This is a genomic window from Bartonella sp. AP1QHHD (genome assembly GCF_042196265.1).
In the GTDB taxonomy this organism is placed as follows: Bacteria; Pseudomonadota; Alphaproteobacteria; order Rhizobiales; family Rhizobiaceae; genus Bartonella.
Window position 1 is genome coordinate 14,371 of sequence record NZ_JBHIPW010000012.1, and the last position, 19,846, is coordinate 34,216.

Sequence of the window (19,846 nt, forward strand, 5' to 3'; positions counted from 1 at the left end):
AGAGTGTTGGCTTATTCATCTTCTCTTTTTAAAGCAAAAAGTTTTGCAGCATAACGAGCAAGTTGATCAATTTCCAAATTGACCCGATCTCCAATTTTAGCTTGTCCCCACGTTGTCATTTCAAGTGTATGGCGAATAATAAGAACATCAAAAACACAATCCTCAACACCATTAACAGTCAAAGATGTCCCATTAAGTGCAATAGATCCCTTATTAACAATGAAAGGCATAAATTGTCTTGAAACTTTTAAATAAAAACGAATTGCATCCCCTTCATTTTTTTGATCAATGATTTCAGCCAAACCATCAATATGACCAGAAACTAAATGTCCTCCCATTTCATCACCCAATTGAAGCGAACGTTCCAAATTAACAAAAGTTCCTTTTATCCATTGTGCAAGATTCGTTAAACGTAATGTTTCTTCCCACGCCTCAACAACAAACCAATTAGAATCTTCTTGCTTTAATCCTCGCTCTACAATTGTCAGACAAATTCCTGAACAAGCAATTGACGCGCCAATTGCTAAGCTTTCTATAGCATAGCGGGTAGAAATCTTTAAACGCATCCCCTGCTTTAAAGGTTGAACATCTTCAACACAACCAATATCCGTTATAATTCCTGTGAACATAATGTCTTACGTCTCCACTTATAAAAACGGTCATTTCCAAACATTCTTGTCTCAATCTCATGAAACTGCGAGAGATAATTTCCAAAATGAGGGGCTTCAATACGATTTTTGCCTAAAACAATAGGGGTATGAAAACATATCAAATGATCAACACAACCAGCATTCAAAAATTTTTCCCCTGTCTTGACGCCCCCTTCCAATAAAACACTATTAATCCCATGTTTATAAAGCATCTGTAAAAGAGCAAAGGGTTCTACACAACCATTGTTCATCTCGACCGAATAAACAGACACACCATATTGCTCCAATGCATTTTTTTTGCTTTTCTTTGAAAGATCCACATCACAAATAACCCATGTAGGAATTTTTATGGCTGTTTGGACAACTTTTGCATCAAGGGGGATAGATAAATCTGCATCCAAAATAATACGAATTGGTGAGCGCATCTCCATCCCTGGCAAGCGGCAATTGAGTTGTGGATCATCTGCTAATATAGTACCAATACCAACGAGGATAGCATTATTTTGAGCACGTAGAATATGCGTATGAGCATGAGAAAGCGTTCCACTAATTTTTACGCTGCCCTTCTCTCTTTTTCCAACACCATTATCGGCAGAAATTGCCATTTTAAAAGTGACCGCACAGCGTTGTATCTTCCTTATGCACCAATGCGTCCATAAGGATTCAAAAGCCTCTTCAGCTAAAATGCCCTCAACCACTTCAATACCCGCTGCTCGCAAAAGAGCAATACCATGACCATCAACACGCTTGTCACAATCAGTCAGCGCAACAACAACTCGAGAAACACCTGAATCAATAAGCGCATTCACACACGGCGAAGTTTTTCCATAATGCGCACAAGGTTCTAAAGTAACATAAGCAGTCGCTCCTTGAGCCAAAGAACCTGCCATGTGTAAAGCTTGCACTTCCGCATGAGGACTCCCATGAATAGCTGTTACGCCATAGCCAACAATAAAAGCCCCCACAGCACCATTATCGTTTCGCACAATTAACGTACCAACGGAAGGATTCTCACCTGTAAGACCGACATGACGTTCTGCTAAACGAATAGCTGCAGCCATAAACCGTTCATCTTGCACTTTTTTATTCATCAAAACGAGATTCTGTATCCGCGATACCCTTTGACAATTCATCTATAACATCGTGAAAATCGCTTGCATTACGAAAATCTCGATACACAGAAGCAAAACGAATATAAGCAATATCATCAATTCTTTTCAATGCTTCCATCACAAGATGCCCAATTTTTTCTGAAGCAATCTCTGGTTCTCCCAAACTTTCAAGCTGGCGTACAATGCCAGAAATTGCTCGTTCAATATGATCAGGATCAATATTGCGCTTACGTACAGCCACATCAACTGATCGCATTAACTTATCACGATCGAAGGGTTCACATCGTCCACTTTTTTTAGCAACCAAGAGCTCACGCAACTGAACACGTTCAAAAGTTGTAAAACGACCACCACAAACGGAACACACACGGCGGCGGCGAATCACTGCCCCCTCTTCTGCTGGACGTGAGTCTTTGACCTGTGTATCCTCATATTGGCAGTAAGGACAGCGCATCCTTTGTATCCTTAACGAGTGGTAAGATAAGAGTAAAGAGGAAATTGATTCGTTATATCTTTTACCTTTTTCTCAACAGCCATTTCAACGACATGATTATCTTCATCACTTTTTGCACTCCGAAGACCATCAAGAACTTCTGAAATCAGATGACCAACTTGAATAAACTCTTTTTCTAAAAAACCACGCGTCGTGGCAGCAGGTGATCCCAAACGAATTCCTGATGTTATAGATGGCGTTTCAGAATCAAAAGGAATGCCATTTTTATTGCAGGTAATATGAGCGCGTCCCAAAGCCAATTCAGCACGTTTACCTGTTAGATTTTTGGAACGTAAATCAACCAACAACAAATGATTATCTGTACCACCAGAAACAATATTAAAACCATTACCCTGTAATGTTTTTGCTAAAGTTTTCGCATTAGCGACAACATTAGCACTATAACTCTTGAAAGAGGGACGCAAAGCCTCCTCAAACGCAACAGCCTTTGCGGCAATCACATGCATTAAAGGACCACCTTGGAGACCAGGAAAAATTGCAGAATTAATTTTTCTGGATAAAGCCTCATCATTTGTCAATATTAAACCACCACGTGGACCTCGAAGCGATTTATGTGTTGTTGTTGTTACAATATGCGCATGTGGAACAGGTGAAGGATGCACGCCACCAGCAACAAGACCAGCAATATGAGACATATCAACGAGTAAATGAGCACCGATTTCATCTGCAATTTCACGGAATCTTTCCCAATCCCATAGCCGTGGATAAGATGAGCCCCCTGCTATAATAAGTTTTGGCTTACGTTCTTTTGCAAGCTGCTCAACCTCATCCATATCAATAATCTGATCTTCTTGACGCACACCATAGGAAACAACATCAAACCATTTTCCTGACATATTAACAGGTGAACCATGCGTAAGGTGACCACCAGCATTTAAATCCAACCCCATAAATGTGTCACCAGGCTGAAGTAAAGCTAAAAAGACAGCTTGATTCATTTGGCTACCAGAATTAGGCTGTACATTCGCAAACGCAGCACCGAAAAGCTGTTTTGCCCTTTCAATAGCTAAATCTTCAACGACATCAACAAATTGACACCCACCATAGTAGCGCTTTCTTGGATAACCTTCTGCATACTTATTGGTTAAAACAGACCCCTGCGCTTCAAGGACCGCTCTTGAAACAATATTCTCTGAAGCAATCAGCTCAATTTCATGTTGTTGACGCTCAAACTCCCCTCTAATTGCGTCAAAAATTGCACCATCAACAGTTTGTAAATTATCATTAAAAAAGCGCTTTTGTGCGTCATTTTCTTGCTGAGTCATAAAACACATTCCTAACATAAAAAAATAAAGTCAAGGAACGATAACACAGCAAACCATGCAAACCAAACATTTTAAACTACTTACACTCAAAAATAATGAGGTAAATATTTATCTTATTCTTTGTTATAAAAACAACGAAAAAACTTCCCTCTCGAGAATGGTAAAAAATGAGATTACATTTCTTTTTTTACACTCTTATTTGTTTACACCTTTTACAAAAGGTATCTATAATCTAAAGAAATTCAATAATTTAATGATTAAAAATAATTTATAATGTGAAAAGCTGAATATAATAGGCAAAGTTAATACGAAGGCAAATAAGAATGCTAACCAAAGTTTTTATTGATGGTGAACATGGCACAACCGGACTACAAATACAAAAACGCTTAGAAAGGCGTACAGATTTAAAACTACTCTCTCTTGCTCATAAAGATCGCCATAATGTTCATCTGCGACAAAACTATCTTAATCAAGCCGATATTGCTATTTTGTGTCTTCCAGATGATGCTGCACGCGAAACAGTTCATTGGCTTAAAAAAAATAAAAACATTAGGATTATTGATAGCTCGACAGCCCACCGTGTTGCACCAGACTGGGTTTACGGTTTTCCTGAAATGACAGCAGGACAAAGAAAGCGCATCCAAGCAGCACATTATATAACCAATCCCGGATGCTATCCTACCGGTGCCATTAGTTTGATTCGCCCACTCCGTGAAGCAGGATTGCTAGACGCCGATTATCCCATCTCGATTAATGCAATCTCCGGCTATACCGGTGGTGGAAAACAGTTGATTTTACAAATGGAAAATCAATCTCAACAAAATATTCAGGACAATTATTTTATCTATGGTCTTAATCTTGAACACAAACATGTGCCAGAAATCAAAATCTATGGACAAATCAATCAAACCCCAATTTTTATACCAAGTGTGGGTCGTTTTCCCCAAGGAATGATTGTGAATCTTCCTCTGCATCGCCATTTATTCACAAAATCAGCAAACTGTTCTGATTTGCGCGAAATTCTCGCAAACCATTACGATGGACAAAATACCATTTTAGTAGCATCACAAGAAGAAACTGTTTTACTTGAAAGACTTAATCCAGAATGTTTAGCCAACAAAGATGGTATGAAACTGTTCGTATTTGGAAATGATCGTGAAGGCATTTTTAATCTCAGCGCCCTATTCGATAATTTAGGAAAAGGCGCATCAGCTGCTGCTGTCCAAAACCTTGATTTAATGCTTTCAGGCAACTAAACTTCATCTAGATACAAGCTTTATTCAACAGCACAATATGCCCCTTTTGTTGCTCGCCAATGCGCAACAACAAAACACAACACGACTAATGCCATACTTTGATGAATGAGCCCCAAACTTATCGGAACCTCATGTAACAGTGTCAAAATACCTAAAAGTGCTTGGATAATAATCATACCACAGATAAGAAATGCACGACGAGAGTGGGTTGAACGGGGAACATTTTTTTGTACATAGAAAGCATGAATAGCCGAGGCAATCAATAAAAAATAAGCAAAAAATCTATGAATAAACTGAACCGTTAAGGGATTTTCGAATAAATTGAGCCAAACAGGACGATGCTGTAACAATCCATCAGGAATAATCTGACCATCCATAAGGGGCCATGTATTATAGACTTTTCCTGCATGAAGCCCTGCAACCAAAGCACCCCAATAAATCTCTATCAAGACGAGAATAACAAGCCAAGCCGCAAAATATTGCACCTTTTGATTTGCTGGCTTTTCTGAATATTCTGCAAGCCCTCGAGATAAATAAGTAACAAAAACAATAACAAAACATGCCGTTATAAGATGAAATGCCAAACGATATTGGCTCACACTTGTTAAACTACTTTGCCCAATCCCTGAAGCAACCATCCACCAACCAATAAAGCCTTGAAAGGCGATAAGAATAGGTACAACAATAAGCGGGAGTAAGATATTTTTTTCAACACGCTTAGTCGCCCAAAACCAAATGAGCCCCAATAAAGCGACAAGACCAACAAGACGCCCAAGAACACGATGCGCCCATTCCCACCAAAAAATGACCTTAAAAGCACTTAAGGTCATATCAGGATTAAGCAGCTTATATTGTGCTATCTGTTGATATTTTAAAAATTCCTCTTGCCATTGATCCACACCAATCGGTGGAATAACGCCGTGTATTGGCTTCCATTCCGTTATAGATAATCCTGATCCCGTCAAACGAGTAGCGCCACCCACTAAGACAATTGCCAAACACAGCAATAAAATAGAGTAAAGCCACACCTGTATATGTTTTCTATTTTCCTTTTGCACAGGCGTTAAAATGCTATTGTTTAATCTCTTTACTACCATCTCTGATTGCCCCACGCTTCTCTCCAACTAAAATGCATTTTAAAATTTAAACATTAACTCTTTGTCTATTTTAGTATGTACTACAACTTTAGCAAAAAACAAGCGTACCACTATAACACGCGATACATATTTCTTTTTTACTTTACGAAGCTTATGATGCTACAACGCGATAAACAGTCTTTGGAAAGCTGTCTACCATCCGCATCATCCATTCTTGTTCATTAAGAACAGTATTACAAATATAATAGTCTGTTAGCTCTGCAAATTGCTCAAACCCATATTTTGGTTCGCTTGCCATCTCTAGGATGATAAAATCATATTCTTTTTTAAATTCTTGTAATATATGAAAAATATCATTTGAAAAATCTTGTGCTGAAATGGCACTTGTTAACCCCTGAGGAAGAATATCAACCCCCGTATCATAATCACGGTAAATAACATCATGCAACTTGGCATTGCCCGTTAAAATATCACTCAGTCCGCGATGTGGGCCAATGACTTTCTCTATTTGTTGACCAGAAATATCGACCAACAAAATTGTTTTGTTCTCTTTTGTGAGATGAAGTGAAAGCTTTGCCGCTGTCCGTGCAGCCTCTAGTCCAATGATTGAAATAATGGTTGAAGCACGCCATTTCAAAACATCAGATAATCCCTCTATCGTAATAAAAGCTTCAAAATTTTTCATTTCTTGAGAGACTAAAATATTCTCATTCTTCTTAAGAGAATTTTCTTTTGATCTCAAATCCTCTTCTGAGATTTGGTCTTTTTTCCTTTTAAAGCACGGATAGAATAACAAGATTCCTAGCAAAAGAGTAAGGAAGCTGGCCAATGCACTCACAAGAATATTTTTTCCATAAAGAGCCATAAAAGAAATTGGTGCTAACGTTATTGGCATAACCACGTGGATATTTGTATTTTGTAAGAGAAGAGGATTATCACTCAATCCCCAATATGAACCAATGACTTTTTCTCTTCGTTGAACAGACTTGCTCATCGCTTTATTTTGGACATCGATCGCTGCTTTTATTTTATTTTCAAATTCATTAAATATTTCATTCAAAGATTGGGATTGATCTTTTATAAAAAAACTCACCCTTTTTTGAAGCTGTTTTTCCAATTCCGTTGCAATAACCTCATCTGAATGAACTTGATAAACAATCTGTAAAATTTTATTTTTTAATTGATGAGAAACTGTCTCTAATTCTGCAGTCATCGCTTTAATTTGAGGATGTGTCCACCCTAATTGTGCAGCCATATGTGCTCTTTGCGTTTCCAAGAGATCACGTTTAGATTCCAGAGCAACAATTGCTGAATTGCCTGCAATAAACGATAAAGACAGTAAAGACTGCCCATTTTCACGCATCATGTTAATCGTTGAATTCAAACTTGTTAAATGAATACGCTTTAAAGTTGCTTGCGTTAATTGCATCGAAAGATCATGAAGCTCTGTTTGTTTTACACCACGCTGAATAAAAGAATCAATAGATTTACGAAATTCCTGCACGATATTAAGGATTGCAATATTATCATATTGTTTGTCTTCTAATTTATCATTTAACAAGAATTGTTTCTGTTTTATGATTGCTTGTGAAAATGCGGAAAACCAAGTTTCCAACCCACGTTGAGCTGCTTCAAGTGTCTCGGCTTCAAAAATAAGATCGATAAAATCACCATGACGCGATAAACGGATATTTTCATGATTTTTTTTCTTATAAGAAGCACTTAAAGAAAAATTCGAATCATTGAAGAACATAGGCTGTGAAAACAAAAAAGCGATAACATTGTCTTGCTTTTTAATTGGTAATGGCTTTCCTACAGAATCAGATAATGAAAATGTTAAAGTTGCTTGGTAACCACGGGGCTGGACAAAATAATACAACCAAATCAAAGATACACATAGCATTTGTAATAGCAAAACAATCAAAATGCTTCGCCATACGGTACGTACGAATAGTCTTTTATTACACGTAAGACTCATCTTTATTTTAACCAGCAAAATACTTCTTCATATTGTTTTATTAAGAGAAAGTAGTAACTATCCTCTTAACTTGCTGTCATATTATTTTGAGATAATAAAAATATAAAATTTAAGCACAAATGTTCAAAAATAGCTTTAAAGAACTTAATTCATATTTTTTTTGAGGCTCTCTAGTTGTTTTTTTGCTTCAGAAGTAACAACCGCTCTAATGGTAATAGACCCATCATCATGCCCTTCTTGCACTATTTCCGCAGAGTTTTCATAAAACCAATCAATAAGCGACATTTCATGAGGTTGTAAAAGATATTCAATGCTTTGCACCTCTCCAAAAATTCGCTTTTCAATGGCTCTTAATAATTGATCGAGTCCATCCCCCTTAAGTGCTGATACCATGAGAGCAGGATTTAATCGCGTCTTTGCGCTTGTTTGTAAAACATTCAATGCTTGCTCATCTAACATATCAATCTTATTCCAAACTTCTATGATGTGCTCCATATCATCAATATCGATATCAAGACTTGAAAGCACTTCTAAAACATCTTGGGCATGTGCTCGATGATCAAGATCTGACATATCTCTTACATGAAGAATGAGATCCGCTTCAACCACTTCTTCAAGGGTTGCTCTAAAAGCTGCAATCAAATTCGTTGGCAAATTAGAAATAAACCCTACAGTATCAGACAAAAGAACAGTTTTTCCATGGGGAAGAACAACTTTGCGCAAAGTCGGATCAAGCGTTGCAAATAACATATTCTTTGCTAAAACATCTGTACCGCTTAAACGGTTAAAGAGAGTTGACTTTCCTGTATTCGTATATCCTACCAGCGCCACAACAGGATAAGATGTTTTTTTCCTTTTTGCTCTATGAAGTGCACGTGTTTTAATAACCGTTTGCAATTCGCGGCGAATACGAATAATTTTTTCTTGTAAAAGACGCCTATCTGCTTCAATTTGCGTCTCACCAGGTCCACCTAGGAAGCCACGCCCCCCCCGTTGCCTTTCCAAGTGCGTCCAACTCCGCACAAGCCTCCCTTTTTGATAGGACAAACGCGCTAACTCTACTTGCAAAACTCCTTCTTTTGTTCGTGCACGGTCCCCAAAAATTTCAAGAATCAAAGCCGTTCTATCGATAACTTTGCAATTCCACAATTTTTCTAAATTACGCTGCTGTACTGGCGTTAAAAAGTGATCTACAATCGCAAGCTCAATAGAATATTCATCTATATAACAGGTTAACGCATCTACTTTACCTTTTCCAAAGAGAGTCGCAGAGCGAGGCGTTGCAATATTAATCGTTTCATAATTAACAACTTCTAACCTTATAGCACGTGCTAACCCCAATGATTCTTTAACACGAGAAGATATAGAACACTCTCTCAAAGAGCTTTCACTTCTATTTTCTTGAAAAATCGGTATCAAAACAAGTGCGCGCACCTGTCCTGTATTCTGCGAAAATACCCCTCCTAATCTCTCATTTTCATTTATCATAGCAATCTAAGTACTTTTAAATGGGATAAGAGGTCTATCTTAAAATGATATGTTTACTCAGGACTTTCACCCTCAAACATCTGTACAGGCTGTCCAGGCATAATCGTAGAAATAGCATGCTTATAAACCAATTGCGCGTGTCCATCTCGGCGCAAAAGAACACAAAAATTATCAAATGAAGTTACAATACCCGTGAGTTTAACGCCATTGACAAGAAAAATTGTAAGGGAAATTTTTTGCTTACGCACCGTATTTAAAAACACATCTTGCAGGTGTTGTGATCGCTCTGCCATTATTCTTACACCTTTATCTAGATTGCATAAAATATTCGTGCATGCATATCGACTGAAAAATATCCAATTGTCAACGTAGAAGCTTAAAAATTCAGCAACAAACAACTGAAATTAGAGAAAAAACGGCTCTTTAAGACAATAATAAAGTACAACTTACGAAAAGCTATATTAAATTAAAAATTTTTCCACGTTTACTTTTTTATGAGCTTACAATTCAAAGGCATACTTTTATACATCCTAAGCTATTACAGACTATATGTGATGATGAATCTGCTTCGTTTAGAATCAATAAAAGTAAGCGGACAACAACATTTATTAACGATTATCGATATTAAAGAGAGGCATTTGCACCTTACTGTATATATAACCGCTATTAAAGTCCTTATTTCAAAGACTGCCGGCTTATAAAGCTTTCTATAAACACAAGTTGTAAACAGTATTTTTGTTTTAGTTAGATTTAAATAATAAATTGTTTTCACTATATTTTATAACATTTTTAAACAGGGTATAAGAAACCGCGTTAACTTTATCTTGATAAGTTTTTAAAATTTTTCCCTAAGCATATTCCTTTCTAAATAATTAACAGCTAGTATGTAGAAATTATGTGGAAGAGGACGTATCCCTTTTCCGGCTGTAAGAGTACGAGGCGAGTATGGCACGCAGAACAAAATTGCAAACATTTGAAGTTGAAGTTGAAGAAGCCCTCACAAAAGCTATGAACTTTGATTTCGATGACACAGGATTTGAAACAATATCATCCAATAATTCTGAAAATGTTGTTAATGTCGATGATCTGATTCAAAAAATTGCAATGGCAGAAGAAGAATTTTTTGCTGAAAACGGTACGTCAACTTTTGTTTCTAATATTCATGATGAAGCTGTTATTGATAAATCCGTTGTTGAACAGCTTTTTGCTCCAAAACCTTCACCTGATATTTCAGGTGGAACTGTTCATAATACATTATTGCCTACAAAACTTCTTCCCGCAAATGATGATATAACAACCCCTGTAAATTTTGGACCATTCAAGCAGCGTTCTTCCTCTCGAGTCTACTGGTATACAACAGCGCTTAGTGCTTTATGGGCAACGGGAGGAGCTTTTATTGCGCATAAGCTCGCACCTACCGGACTCAGCTCCTTATCCAATATCAGCACTTTTGTTACATCCCCAACAGGACTTGCTGTAGCAGCCGGAACAGCAATTCCTATCCTTATATCTTGGGGCGTTGCTCAATTAACAAAACGTTCAAACGACTTGCATAATATTGCGCTTCTTATGACCAATGCTGCACAGCGCCTTAGTGAACCACAACATCTATCTGAAAAACAAGCTATTGCTATAGGGCAAACCATTCGTGAAGAAGTAGCGGCAATGAACGAAGGTATTGAACGTACCCTCGGACGTGCTGTTGAACTTGAAGCAATCATACAAGGTGAAGTTCATAATCTAGAACAAGCCTATGCTGAAAATGAATCACGCATTCACACATTAATCAAAGAATTGAGTAATGAACGCATAGCCATTTTGAATCATGCAGATCGCGTACAATCAACAATTAAAGGAACCCAAGAACAACTGAGTGATGAATTTGGTTTGGTTACCTCTAACATTGTAACCAATGTTGAAAAGCTTGCACAAACCCTTTCTCAAACTTTACAAAAACAAGGCGAAGACCTCGTTGAAAAACTTTCCTATGCTGGTGATGGCGTAACAAATCAGCTTGTTGAAAAATTTAACAAAACAACAACACAAATTCAGCAGAAAAACACGGAATTTTTTCATGAATTAGGAAAAAACTTCGATGGCTTTGCAAAACGATTTGATCATAATGAAAAACAAATAGAAAAAACTTTTAATGAAACAGCTGAAAAAGCAGAAGTACATGTTGCTAAAATTGCAACACATATACAAGCAGTAACAGATCAAACTTTGCACGCTGTCGATGAAAAGTTTAAAGCCTTGGATAAAGCTCTTATTGATCGTAATAATCAATCTCTACAGAATTTTGATGAGAAGATCTTAAAGCTCGACGACCAAGCACATAAACTCTCTTCTAAATTTGATAACGTAACCTCGCAAGCAATTGGAGCCTTTGAACAACGTTTAGCAACGGTTGATCTTTCTCTTAAAGAACATAGTGATTCCATCATTGATTCCTTTATAGAACGCAGTCAGGCTTTAGAGGATAATGCTGAAAAACTTGGTAACTTCTTGGAAGCTCATGTCTTGAAAATAAATGAGAACCTCCAAGAAAAAACAGCAGACATTACCCATGCATTTACAAATGGACGTGAAGCTATTCTTTCTGCAATTGATAAAAGTAAAGAAAGTCTGAGAGAAGAAATTCAATATGTCGACAATGCCATTGTTGATATCATACAAGAACGTTCACAAGATTTTAAAGTACAACTTTCTGATCAACGAGCTCTTATGGCAGACATGCTCGATAACGAGAAGAATAAAATTGCGGATACATTAAGAAATCAAATTGATGTTTTATCCCAAAATACTTCTCATATTGAAAAAGTTTTGGCTGACAATGTTCAAGTCGTTGATAAACAAGCTGAAAATCATATTACAAACATCATTCAATGCACTGAAAAGTTACAAGATGTCATTGTACAAAGTTGTAATACAACCCAAGATGCTTTAGAAGCACAAGCGAGAAATATTGATATCCGTGCCGATGCTCTGCGCGATTCTTTAGCGATTAATAGTTTTTCTCTCAATGAAGTTCTTGCCGATCAAGCACGTACACTTGAACAACGCATGGAAACAATCCATAACCTCATTGCAAAAAGTGATATACGTGTCGATGTTGCATTGAAACAACAAATAGATTTAGTTGAGAGTGCAATTGTCGCCAATAATAAAAACATTACTGAAACGGTTCAAGATCATATCAAAAACCTTGAAAGCCATGCCGAAATTTTAAAGAATACTCTCTCTCAATCGAGTGGTGTTTTCTTTGAAACCCTTGAAACACGTATGGAATCATTCGATACAGATCTAGAAGATCGTGCACACAAAATTTTTGAACGGACAACAACGCTAGAGGAAACATTATCTGAAAAATTTAGCCAAATCTGTGAAGCCATTGATATGCAAACATCTGTTATTGAGGAACGTTCTGACACATTAAAAACGTCTCTCATGATTAATAATGAGCAAAGTCAGATAATTCAACAAGCGCTGGAAAGCAGTGTTGACAATATGCGTGTAACCTTAGAAGACTCTGTTAATACAGTGACAGATAACCTGCATAATAAGATTATAAAAGCTTCTGATATTCTTTCTTCTACGAGTGAACAAATTCTTTCATCTGTTACAAATGTTACTGCACAAGCAGAAAATATTCTCTCAGAATCAGGCAATCGCATTGTATCAAATGTCAAAAAAACTGTTTATGATACCAGTGAAAAAGTTCTGTCCGTTCTGTCTGAACAAACAGCGCATACTGTCGAAGCTTTCGCAACAGCCAGTCATAATGCACAAGCATTATTGAATGAAACTATTCACACATCAACAACAGCAATAGAACAAGTTCTTAATGAACGCTGTGATGTTCTTCATCACTCTATGCAAAATCTTAAAAATAATTTAGGATATCAACTCTCTGATGTAACGAGCCGTCTGGAAGATGCTGGAAATCAAACAACAACACAAATTTCAAAACATGTTGGAAAAATAACAGAGCTTACAAATCACTTAAATCAAGCAGCGCAAAATACGACAGAATCAATTGATTCTTTAACACAGCATATCGGTGAACAACTCTCTCTTTCCACACAAGATGCTGAACAAAGAATTTATGCACATAATGAATCTTTAGTGAATAGCTTAACCAAAGCTAACTCTGAAACACTTCAAACAATAACGATTATGAAGGAAGAGCTTGTTAATAATGTCTCATCCATCTTAACACAGTTGAATCAATCAATTTACAATTTTCACGAAAATAGTAATGTTTTATTATCAGCTGTTCAAAATATTGATGGGCAGTTTAATGAGAGTACGAATAATTTTTTCCGCAACACGGACCAAGTAGCAGAGCGTTTGTCAGCCTCAAATCAAGCGCTCAATACTAATGTTGAAATTCTGCAAGGACTTTCAAAGAGTACCTTTGAGCAAATTAATCATATAACGAGCAGTTTTGGTGAACATGCAAAGACACTTTCCCAAACTATTCATGTTCTTGAACAGTCTGAAAATTCACTTAGTGCAACACTTGAAGAAAAACATAATACGCTTTCTGTATTAAGCGATGCTCTTGTTTCAAAGTCTCATGAAATTAATCAAATGATTGGGCATTATGAAAAAATCTTCAACTTAGCACTTGAACGCTCTGATAAGAATGCGCGTAACTCCACAAATTCATTTCAACAATCACTTAATAAGCTTGTTAGTGAAGCATCAACGCGTTTTTCAGAAGCAGCAGAAGATATACGTCGCTCCGCTGATGAAGTTCGTTTAGAGCTTTCAAAGATTAATAATGATATCAATGAAAATGTAAAAAAACTTCCAGAAAAAACAAAAGAAACAACGCAAACAATTCGCACAGCTTTGAATGAACAGATTACAGCGTTACAAGATTTAGTCAGTGTTATACAAAATGATCAAAAGAGCGCACAAAAACAGCTAATATCAGCATTTCCTACATCATCAATGTTTAATCAAAAAAGTGACAGTTCCACTGAGTCTGTTAAAAAGATTGTGCCACCTAAGCCTATTTTGCAACAAGATCAAAGCAAAAAAAGACCAAATAAATGGGTATCAAATCTCTTAGAAAGAGCTTCACGTGAAGAAACATTTTATGATGCTCCCCCTAGTGATGATGTTTTAACATCAGTGCAAACAAAACCATCTCCTGCAAACTGCTCTCTTAATTCATTAGCTTCTGGTATAGTGCAAGCTATTAATCACAATGCCATTGTTGAGCTATGGGATCATTATCAACGTGGACAAAAAAACATCGTAACAGAAAACCTTTATACCTTAAATGGACAAAAAATATTTGAAATGATTAAGAAAAAATATATGAGCGATTTTGGGTTTAAACGTTCAGTGAATCAATATGTTACAGATTTCGAAAAGCTCTTACGTGATATATCGCGCAGTTCTGGCTCTTCCAACTCAGTTCGCAAGTACTTGATATCAGATACCGGAAAAGTTTATACTATGCTTGCTCATGCAAGTGGTCGAATCCAATAACAAATGAGAAAGTGGAAAAAGATATTTTTTCCACTTTCTCTCTCCAGTTGTTTTAATGGCTCATCATAGAATGCTTTTTTTTCAACTGTAGCTTTGTACTTCAAAGGTTGGGATAATTGGCATGCGGTTTTCTTTGACATCCTAAGCAATAACCCTAAAGAAGCGTAATGGCTTATCAAACAACGTATCATTCTAAGAATGATAAAGCATGTTTTCTATTTCCTTATCTTTTTCTTAACTCCTTTATTTTTCATAGTTTCATAAAGGTACAAAATCGGTAATAATTATTTTTATTAATTGTGAAAAAAATTCATGCTTTTGTATTAAAATAGCTCATAGAAACACTTCTATTTATTTTTTTTAATGTTTTTTATCCACATATTACTCTCGTTGAATTATCTAAGTAAATATTTTTTATTATATTAGGTGAATTTGAGCTAAAAGAATCTTATTGTATTCAAATTTCTCATTCAACATACGAGATGATTCATTATAAATTATAAAGTTCGCATTATTAAGAGTTCAATTGAATAATAAATAAAACAACTCCCATTTTTAAAGTTCCAATTTCCTTTTAAATAGCTGCAAAAATAATTTATAAATTGCAAATTGTTATTTAAAATTTCTTCTACCTCTCTATAGAAATTTAAATAAAGAAGATGAAGTTAATAGAAAGCACTCTTCTTTTCTTTCCTTAAGTTGTAAGCATTGCAAAAAAAATAATGGCTTGGTAATGTAATTATTAGTAATATTTTATTCGTTTGTGGACTAATCAATTTTTACGGGTTTTATTAAGGAAAGAAAAAACTAATCGTGCTGCTATCAATGAAATTATTCATGCACACAAACAAAAAGAATTATCAAACTGGTTTTACGATCCAGAAGAGTTTTCTCATACTCATACATTTTGATATTCAGAGAAATGAGGATTTATTAGTGGACAAAACCTTATCGTAGATGGAACATCTCATATACACATACGCTAACTTGGATATCATAAAAATGTCTAGAGAACAAAATAGTGATTTCAGTTCACCAAAAGCTGAACTTGACAGTGCCGCACTTTTTTATCACCAACACCCAAAACCTGGAAAATTGGAAATACAAGCAACAAAACCTCTTGATAATCAACGTGATTTAGCTCTTGCTTATTCTCCAGGCGTTGCAGCACCATGTCTTGCGATTCATGAAGATCCCAATCTTGCTGCTCAATATACCTCCCGTGCTAATTTAGTCGCTGTTATATCCAATGGAACTGCTGTTCTTGGTTTAGGGAACATTGGTCCACTCGCTTCCAAGCCAGTTATGGAAGGCAAAGCCGTTTTATTTAAAAAATTTGCGAATATTGATGTTTTTGATATTGAAATTGATGCATCCGATATAGAACAAATGGTACAAACAATATCGACCTTAGAACCTACATTTGGTGGTATTAATCTTGAAGACATTAAGGCTCCTGAATGTTTTGACATCGAAGAAAAACTTCGTGCTAAAATGAAAATTCCAGTTTTTCATGATGACCAACATGGAACTGCCATTATTGTTTCTGCGGCTGTATTAAATGCCTTAAATCTTTCAGGAAAAAAAATTGAAAATGCAAAAATAGTTACCTCAGGTGCAGGTGCTGCTGCCCTCGCTTGCCTTAATCTTTTGGTTCGTCTTGGGGCAAAAGTTGAAAATATTTGGCTTAGTGACTTAGAGGGAGTTGTTTATGAAGGTCGCAAGACCCTTATGGATCGTTGGAAAATCAATTACGCACAAAAAACGGACGCACGAACTTTATCTGATATTATTGATGATGCGGATATTTTTCTAGGCCTATCTGCGGGTGGTGTTTTAAAGCCTGAATATCTTAAAAGAATGGCTCAAAATCCACTCATTTTAGCACTGGCTAATCCAGTACCAGAAATTATGCCTGAAGAAGCACGCTCTATACGACCAGATGCAATGATCTGCACAGGACGCTCTGATTATCCCAATCAAGTTAATAATGTCCTTTGTTTTCCCTATATCTTCCGTGGTGCATTAGACGTAGGTGCTAGTGCAATTAATGAAGAAATGAAAATGGCCGCTGTTCATGCGATTGCTGCCCTTGCACGTGAAGAAACTTCAGATGTTGTAGCACGTGCATACTCGAAAGAACCACCCAATTTTGGACCAGACTATCTGATCCCCTCTCCTTTTGATCCGCGTTTAATACTGCGTATTGCTCCCGCTGTTGCTAAAGCAGCAATGACAACTGGTGTCGCCATTCGTCCCATTGAAGATATGGAGGCCTACTATGATATCCTCAATCGATTTGTCTTTCTTTCTGGTTTAACAATGAAACCTGTTTTTGCTGCAGCAAAAACAGCAAAACGTAAACGCGTCATCTATGCCAATGGTGAAGATGAACGCGTCCTTCGTGCAGCACAAGTTGTCATTGAAGAACAAACAGCAACGCCCCTCCTTATCGGCCGTCCACATGTCGTAGAAGCAAGATTAAAACGCTTTGGTTTAAGAATTCGTCCTGGTATAGATTTTGAATTAACAAACCCTGAAGATGATCCACGTTTTCGTGATTATGTTAATTTATTTTTTCATTATACAGGGAGGCGTGGTGTTACGCCTGAAATGGCAAAAACAGTAGTGAGAACATCAACAACGGCTATTGCTGCCCTTGCCGTTATGCGTGAAGAAGCAGATGCAATGATTTGCGGCTTAGAAGGACGCTTTGAACGTCAACTTGAATTGATTGAACAAATTATCGGTCTTGATCCTCATGTTCACCGTTTTTCTGCTATGAGTTTGCTTATCTCTCAACAACGTACTCTTTTCCTCACAGATACTTACGTCAATGAAAATCCTTCTGCAGAAGAAATCGCTGAAATGACTGTGTTGGCAGCTCAAGAAGTTGAAGCATTTGGAATAACACCAAAAGCAGCCTTATTATCACACTCAAACTTTGGTTCTAAAAACACAGAAAGTGCGCGTAAAATGCGACGTGCAACAGAAATTCTTGCCAAATTACACCCTGATTTAGAAGCAGATGGTGAAATGCATGCTGATGCTGCCCTTTCCAAAGTTTTTCGTGATCGTGTTTTTCCTAATTCTCGTCTTAAAAGTGAAGCTAATTTGCTTGTCTTTCCAACACTTGATTCAGCCAATATCACGCTCAACACTGTTAAAAGCCTCACAAATGCACTCCATGTTGGTCCTATTCTAATCGGGGCAGCACGTCCCGCCCATATCTTAACGCCTTCAGTAACTTCCCGGGGAGTTGTTAATATAACAGCCCTTGCTGTCCTTGCTGCCAATAGAAAAAATAGTCTTGTAAAATAAATGCGCAATAAAATTTCAAAGTTTTTTAAATATTGAGATATAGTATTTCATGTACTGTAAACCTCTTTTCTCTATAGATAAAGATAGCTATATTCTGGATTAAGTCTTTTTTTTAAAGAGAAAAAAGGCTAGAAGAACAATATTAAATGTATTTTGAATTTACTAACTCTATAATAAGGAATCCGTACATTGCCTTCCACGTTTGATAAAGTTGCTGATATCATTGCAGAAATCAGTGAAATTGATCGCAATACAATTACACCTGAGAGTCATACAATTGACGATTTAGGAATCGACAGTCTTGATTTTCTTGATATTGTTTTCGCTATTGATAAAGCTTTCGGAATAAAAGTCCCTCTAGAACAATGGACACAAGAAGTCAACGAAGGTACCGTTGCAACAGAAGAATACTTTGTTCTTAAAAACCTTTGTGCAAAAATTGATGATCTCGTTGCCTTAAAACAGGCGGAGTAGTTTTTTCGCCATGCATGATCAATCTGTATTCATCACTGGTATAGGTCTCATAAGCTCTCTGGGGGCAGGAACTGATCAACATTGGAATCTCTTAAATGATCCAATCCGTACACCAAACCTAGATTATACAACTTTTTCACCTTACACGGTTCATAAATTGCCCGAAATTGATTGGAGTTTACAAATTCCTAAAAAAAGTGATCAACGGCAAATGGGAACATGGCAGCGTCTTGGTACCTATGCGGCTGGTCTTGCTCTTGATGATGCTGGCCTGAAAAATAATGAACAACTCACTTCAACAATGGATATGATCGTAGCGGCAAGTGGGGGAGAACGTGATATTACTGTTGATACACAGATTCTTTCTAAAGCGCGCGCAGTTGCCGATCATGCTTCTATGTTAAATGTTGCTCTTTCAACTGAACTTCGTCCAACATTATTTTTGGCACAACTTTCAAACCTTTTGGCAGGAAACATTTCAATTGTTCATAAAGTCACTGGATCATCTCGTACATTTATGGGAGAAGAAGGCAGTGGTCTTTCTGCACTTCAAATTGCTGTAGCTCGTATTAAATCAGGTCAAAGTACCCATGCTCTTGTAGGAAGTTCCTATAATGCACAAAGTTATGATATGTTGTTGGCGCATGAGCTTGGTGGTCTTTTAACCCATAATGGATGGAGCCCAGTGTGGAATCGTGGAATCTACCCAGGCGGCGGTGTCATAGCCGGTTCTGGTGGTATCTTCCTAGTTATTGAAAGTGGAGAACATGCCAAAAAACGCAATGCACGTGCTTATGCTGAAATTAGCCAAATTATTACAGACCAAACAGATAGAACCAAAATTCCACTTAGAGATTCAATTGCAACAATGTTAAAAACTGCGGGCGCTAAATCTGCCTTAGCCATTTCAGCAGCCTCAGGAGCTCACGAAGCAACAAAAGCAGAACAAAATGCTCTTGATAATGCTGATCTATCTTACCGTGGCATTACAACATTATTTGGTTATATGCGGGAAGCACAATTTCCTCTAGCTTTAGCTCTTGCAGCACTTTCAATTGAAAAAAAACGCGGTTTTCCAGCGTTAAGTCCTCATGAAAAACCTTTTTCTAAAGAAGTACGTGAAATATTTGTTACAACGATTGGTATAAAAAGAGCTGAAGGTATTGTGCGTCTTACTGCTGTTTGA

At 36.9% G+C, this 19,846-nt stretch carries 13 protein-coding genes; 5 read left to right on the forward strand and 8 right to left on the reverse strand.

Annotation, left to right across the window (positions count from 1 at the left end):
• Positions 1-11: 11 nt before the first annotated feature.
• The 4 genes from ACFIME_RS01900 to glyA are packed head-to-tail and all read right to left on the reverse strand — an operon-like array spanning position 12 to position 3,541.
• Positions 12-629: a riboflavin synthase gene (locus tag ACFIME_RS01900; protein WP_375662134.1), complete on the reverse strand. Its 618-nt coding sequence runs from the start codon at positions 627-629 to the stop codon at positions 12-14.
• Positions 611-1,741, reverse strand: a complete 1,131-nt coding sequence (gene ribD, locus ACFIME_RS01905) for a bifunctional diaminohydroxyphosphoribosylaminopyrimidine deaminase/5-amino-6-(5-phosphoribosylamino)uracil reductase RibD (protein WP_375633148.1) — start codon at positions 1,739-1,741, stop codon at positions 611-613. The genes ACFIME_RS01900 and ribD overlap by 19 nt, the downstream gene beginning before the upstream one ends.
• The gene (gene nrdR, locus ACFIME_RS01910) at positions 1,734-2,216 is read right to left on the reverse strand and encodes a transcriptional regulator NrdR (RefSeq protein ID WP_015856456.1); all 483 of its coding nucleotides are present in this window, start codon (positions 2,214-2,216) and stop codon (positions 1,734-1,736) included. Before nrdR ends, ribD begins: the two co-directional genes overlap by 8 nt.
• A gap of 11 nt (positions 2,217-2,227) precedes the next feature.
• Complete coding sequence (gene glyA, locus ACFIME_RS01915) at positions 2,228-3,541, reverse strand: serine hydroxymethyltransferase (protein ID WP_375634485.1); 1,314 nt, start codon at positions 3,539-3,541, stop codon at positions 2,228-2,230.
• A gap of 323 nt (positions 3,542-3,864) precedes the next feature.
• On the opposite strand from glyA, the gene argC reads away from it, so the two are divergent.
• Entirely contained in the window at positions 3,865-4,797 is a 933-nt protein-coding gene (argC, locus tag ACFIME_RS01920; protein WP_375684402.1) for an N-acetyl-gamma-glutamyl-phosphate reductase, read from the forward strand.
• A 20-nt stretch (positions 4,798-4,817) separates the two neighbouring features.
• Here the strand turns inward: argC and ACFIME_RS01925 are convergent, their stop codons facing one another.
• From ACFIME_RS01925 to hfq, 4 genes are all read right to left on the reverse strand, one after another.
• Entirely contained in the window at positions 4,818-5,894 is a 1,077-nt protein-coding gene (locus ACFIME_RS01925; RefSeq protein ID WP_375634488.1) for a COX15/CtaA family protein, read from the reverse strand.
• 151 nt (positions 5,895-6,045) lie between these two features.
• Positions 6,046-7,872, reverse strand: coding sequence for a hypothetical protein (locus ACFIME_RS01930; RefSeq protein ID WP_375684403.1), 1,827 nt, complete (start codon positions 7,870-7,872; stop codon positions 6,046-6,048).
• A gap of 144 nt (positions 7,873-8,016) precedes the next feature.
• The gene (gene hflX, locus ACFIME_RS01935; protein ID WP_375662137.1) at positions 8,017-9,360 is read right to left on the reverse strand and encodes a GTPase HflX; all 1,344 of its coding nucleotides are present in this window, start codon (positions 9,358-9,360) and stop codon (positions 8,017-8,019) included.
• A 53-nt stretch (positions 9,361-9,413) separates the two neighbouring features.
• Positions 9,414-9,653: an RNA chaperone Hfq gene (gene hfq / locus ACFIME_RS01940; RefSeq protein ID WP_005773461.1), complete on the reverse strand. Its 240-nt coding sequence runs from the start codon at positions 9,651-9,653 to the stop codon at positions 9,414-9,416.
• A 652-nt stretch (positions 9,654-10,305) separates the two neighbouring features.
• Between hfq and ACFIME_RS01945 the strand changes: the two genes are divergently transcribed.
• From ACFIME_RS01945 to ACFIME_RS01960, 4 genes are all read left to right on the forward strand, one after another.
• On the forward strand, positions 10,306-14,865 hold the full coding sequence (locus ACFIME_RS01945; RefSeq protein WP_375684404.1) for a hypothetical protein: 4,560 nt from the start codon (positions 10,306-10,308) through the stop codon (positions 14,863-14,865).
• A gap of 1,002 nt (positions 14,866-15,867) precedes the next feature.
• Entirely contained in the window at positions 15,868-18,186 is a 2,319-nt protein-coding gene (locus ACFIME_RS01950; protein WP_375618513.1) for an NADP-dependent malic enzyme, read from the forward strand.
• A gap of 189 nt (positions 18,187-18,375) precedes the next feature.
• A complete protein-coding gene (locus ACFIME_RS01955) occupies positions 18,376-18,660 on the forward strand; it encodes an acyl carrier protein (RefSeq protein ID WP_005773457.1) in 285 nt (94 codons plus the stop codon).
• A gap of 10 nt (positions 18,661-18,670) precedes the next feature.
• A complete protein-coding gene (locus tag ACFIME_RS01960) occupies positions 18,671-19,846 on the forward strand; it encodes a beta-ketoacyl-ACP synthase (RefSeq protein WP_375684405.1) in 1,176 nt (391 codons plus the stop codon).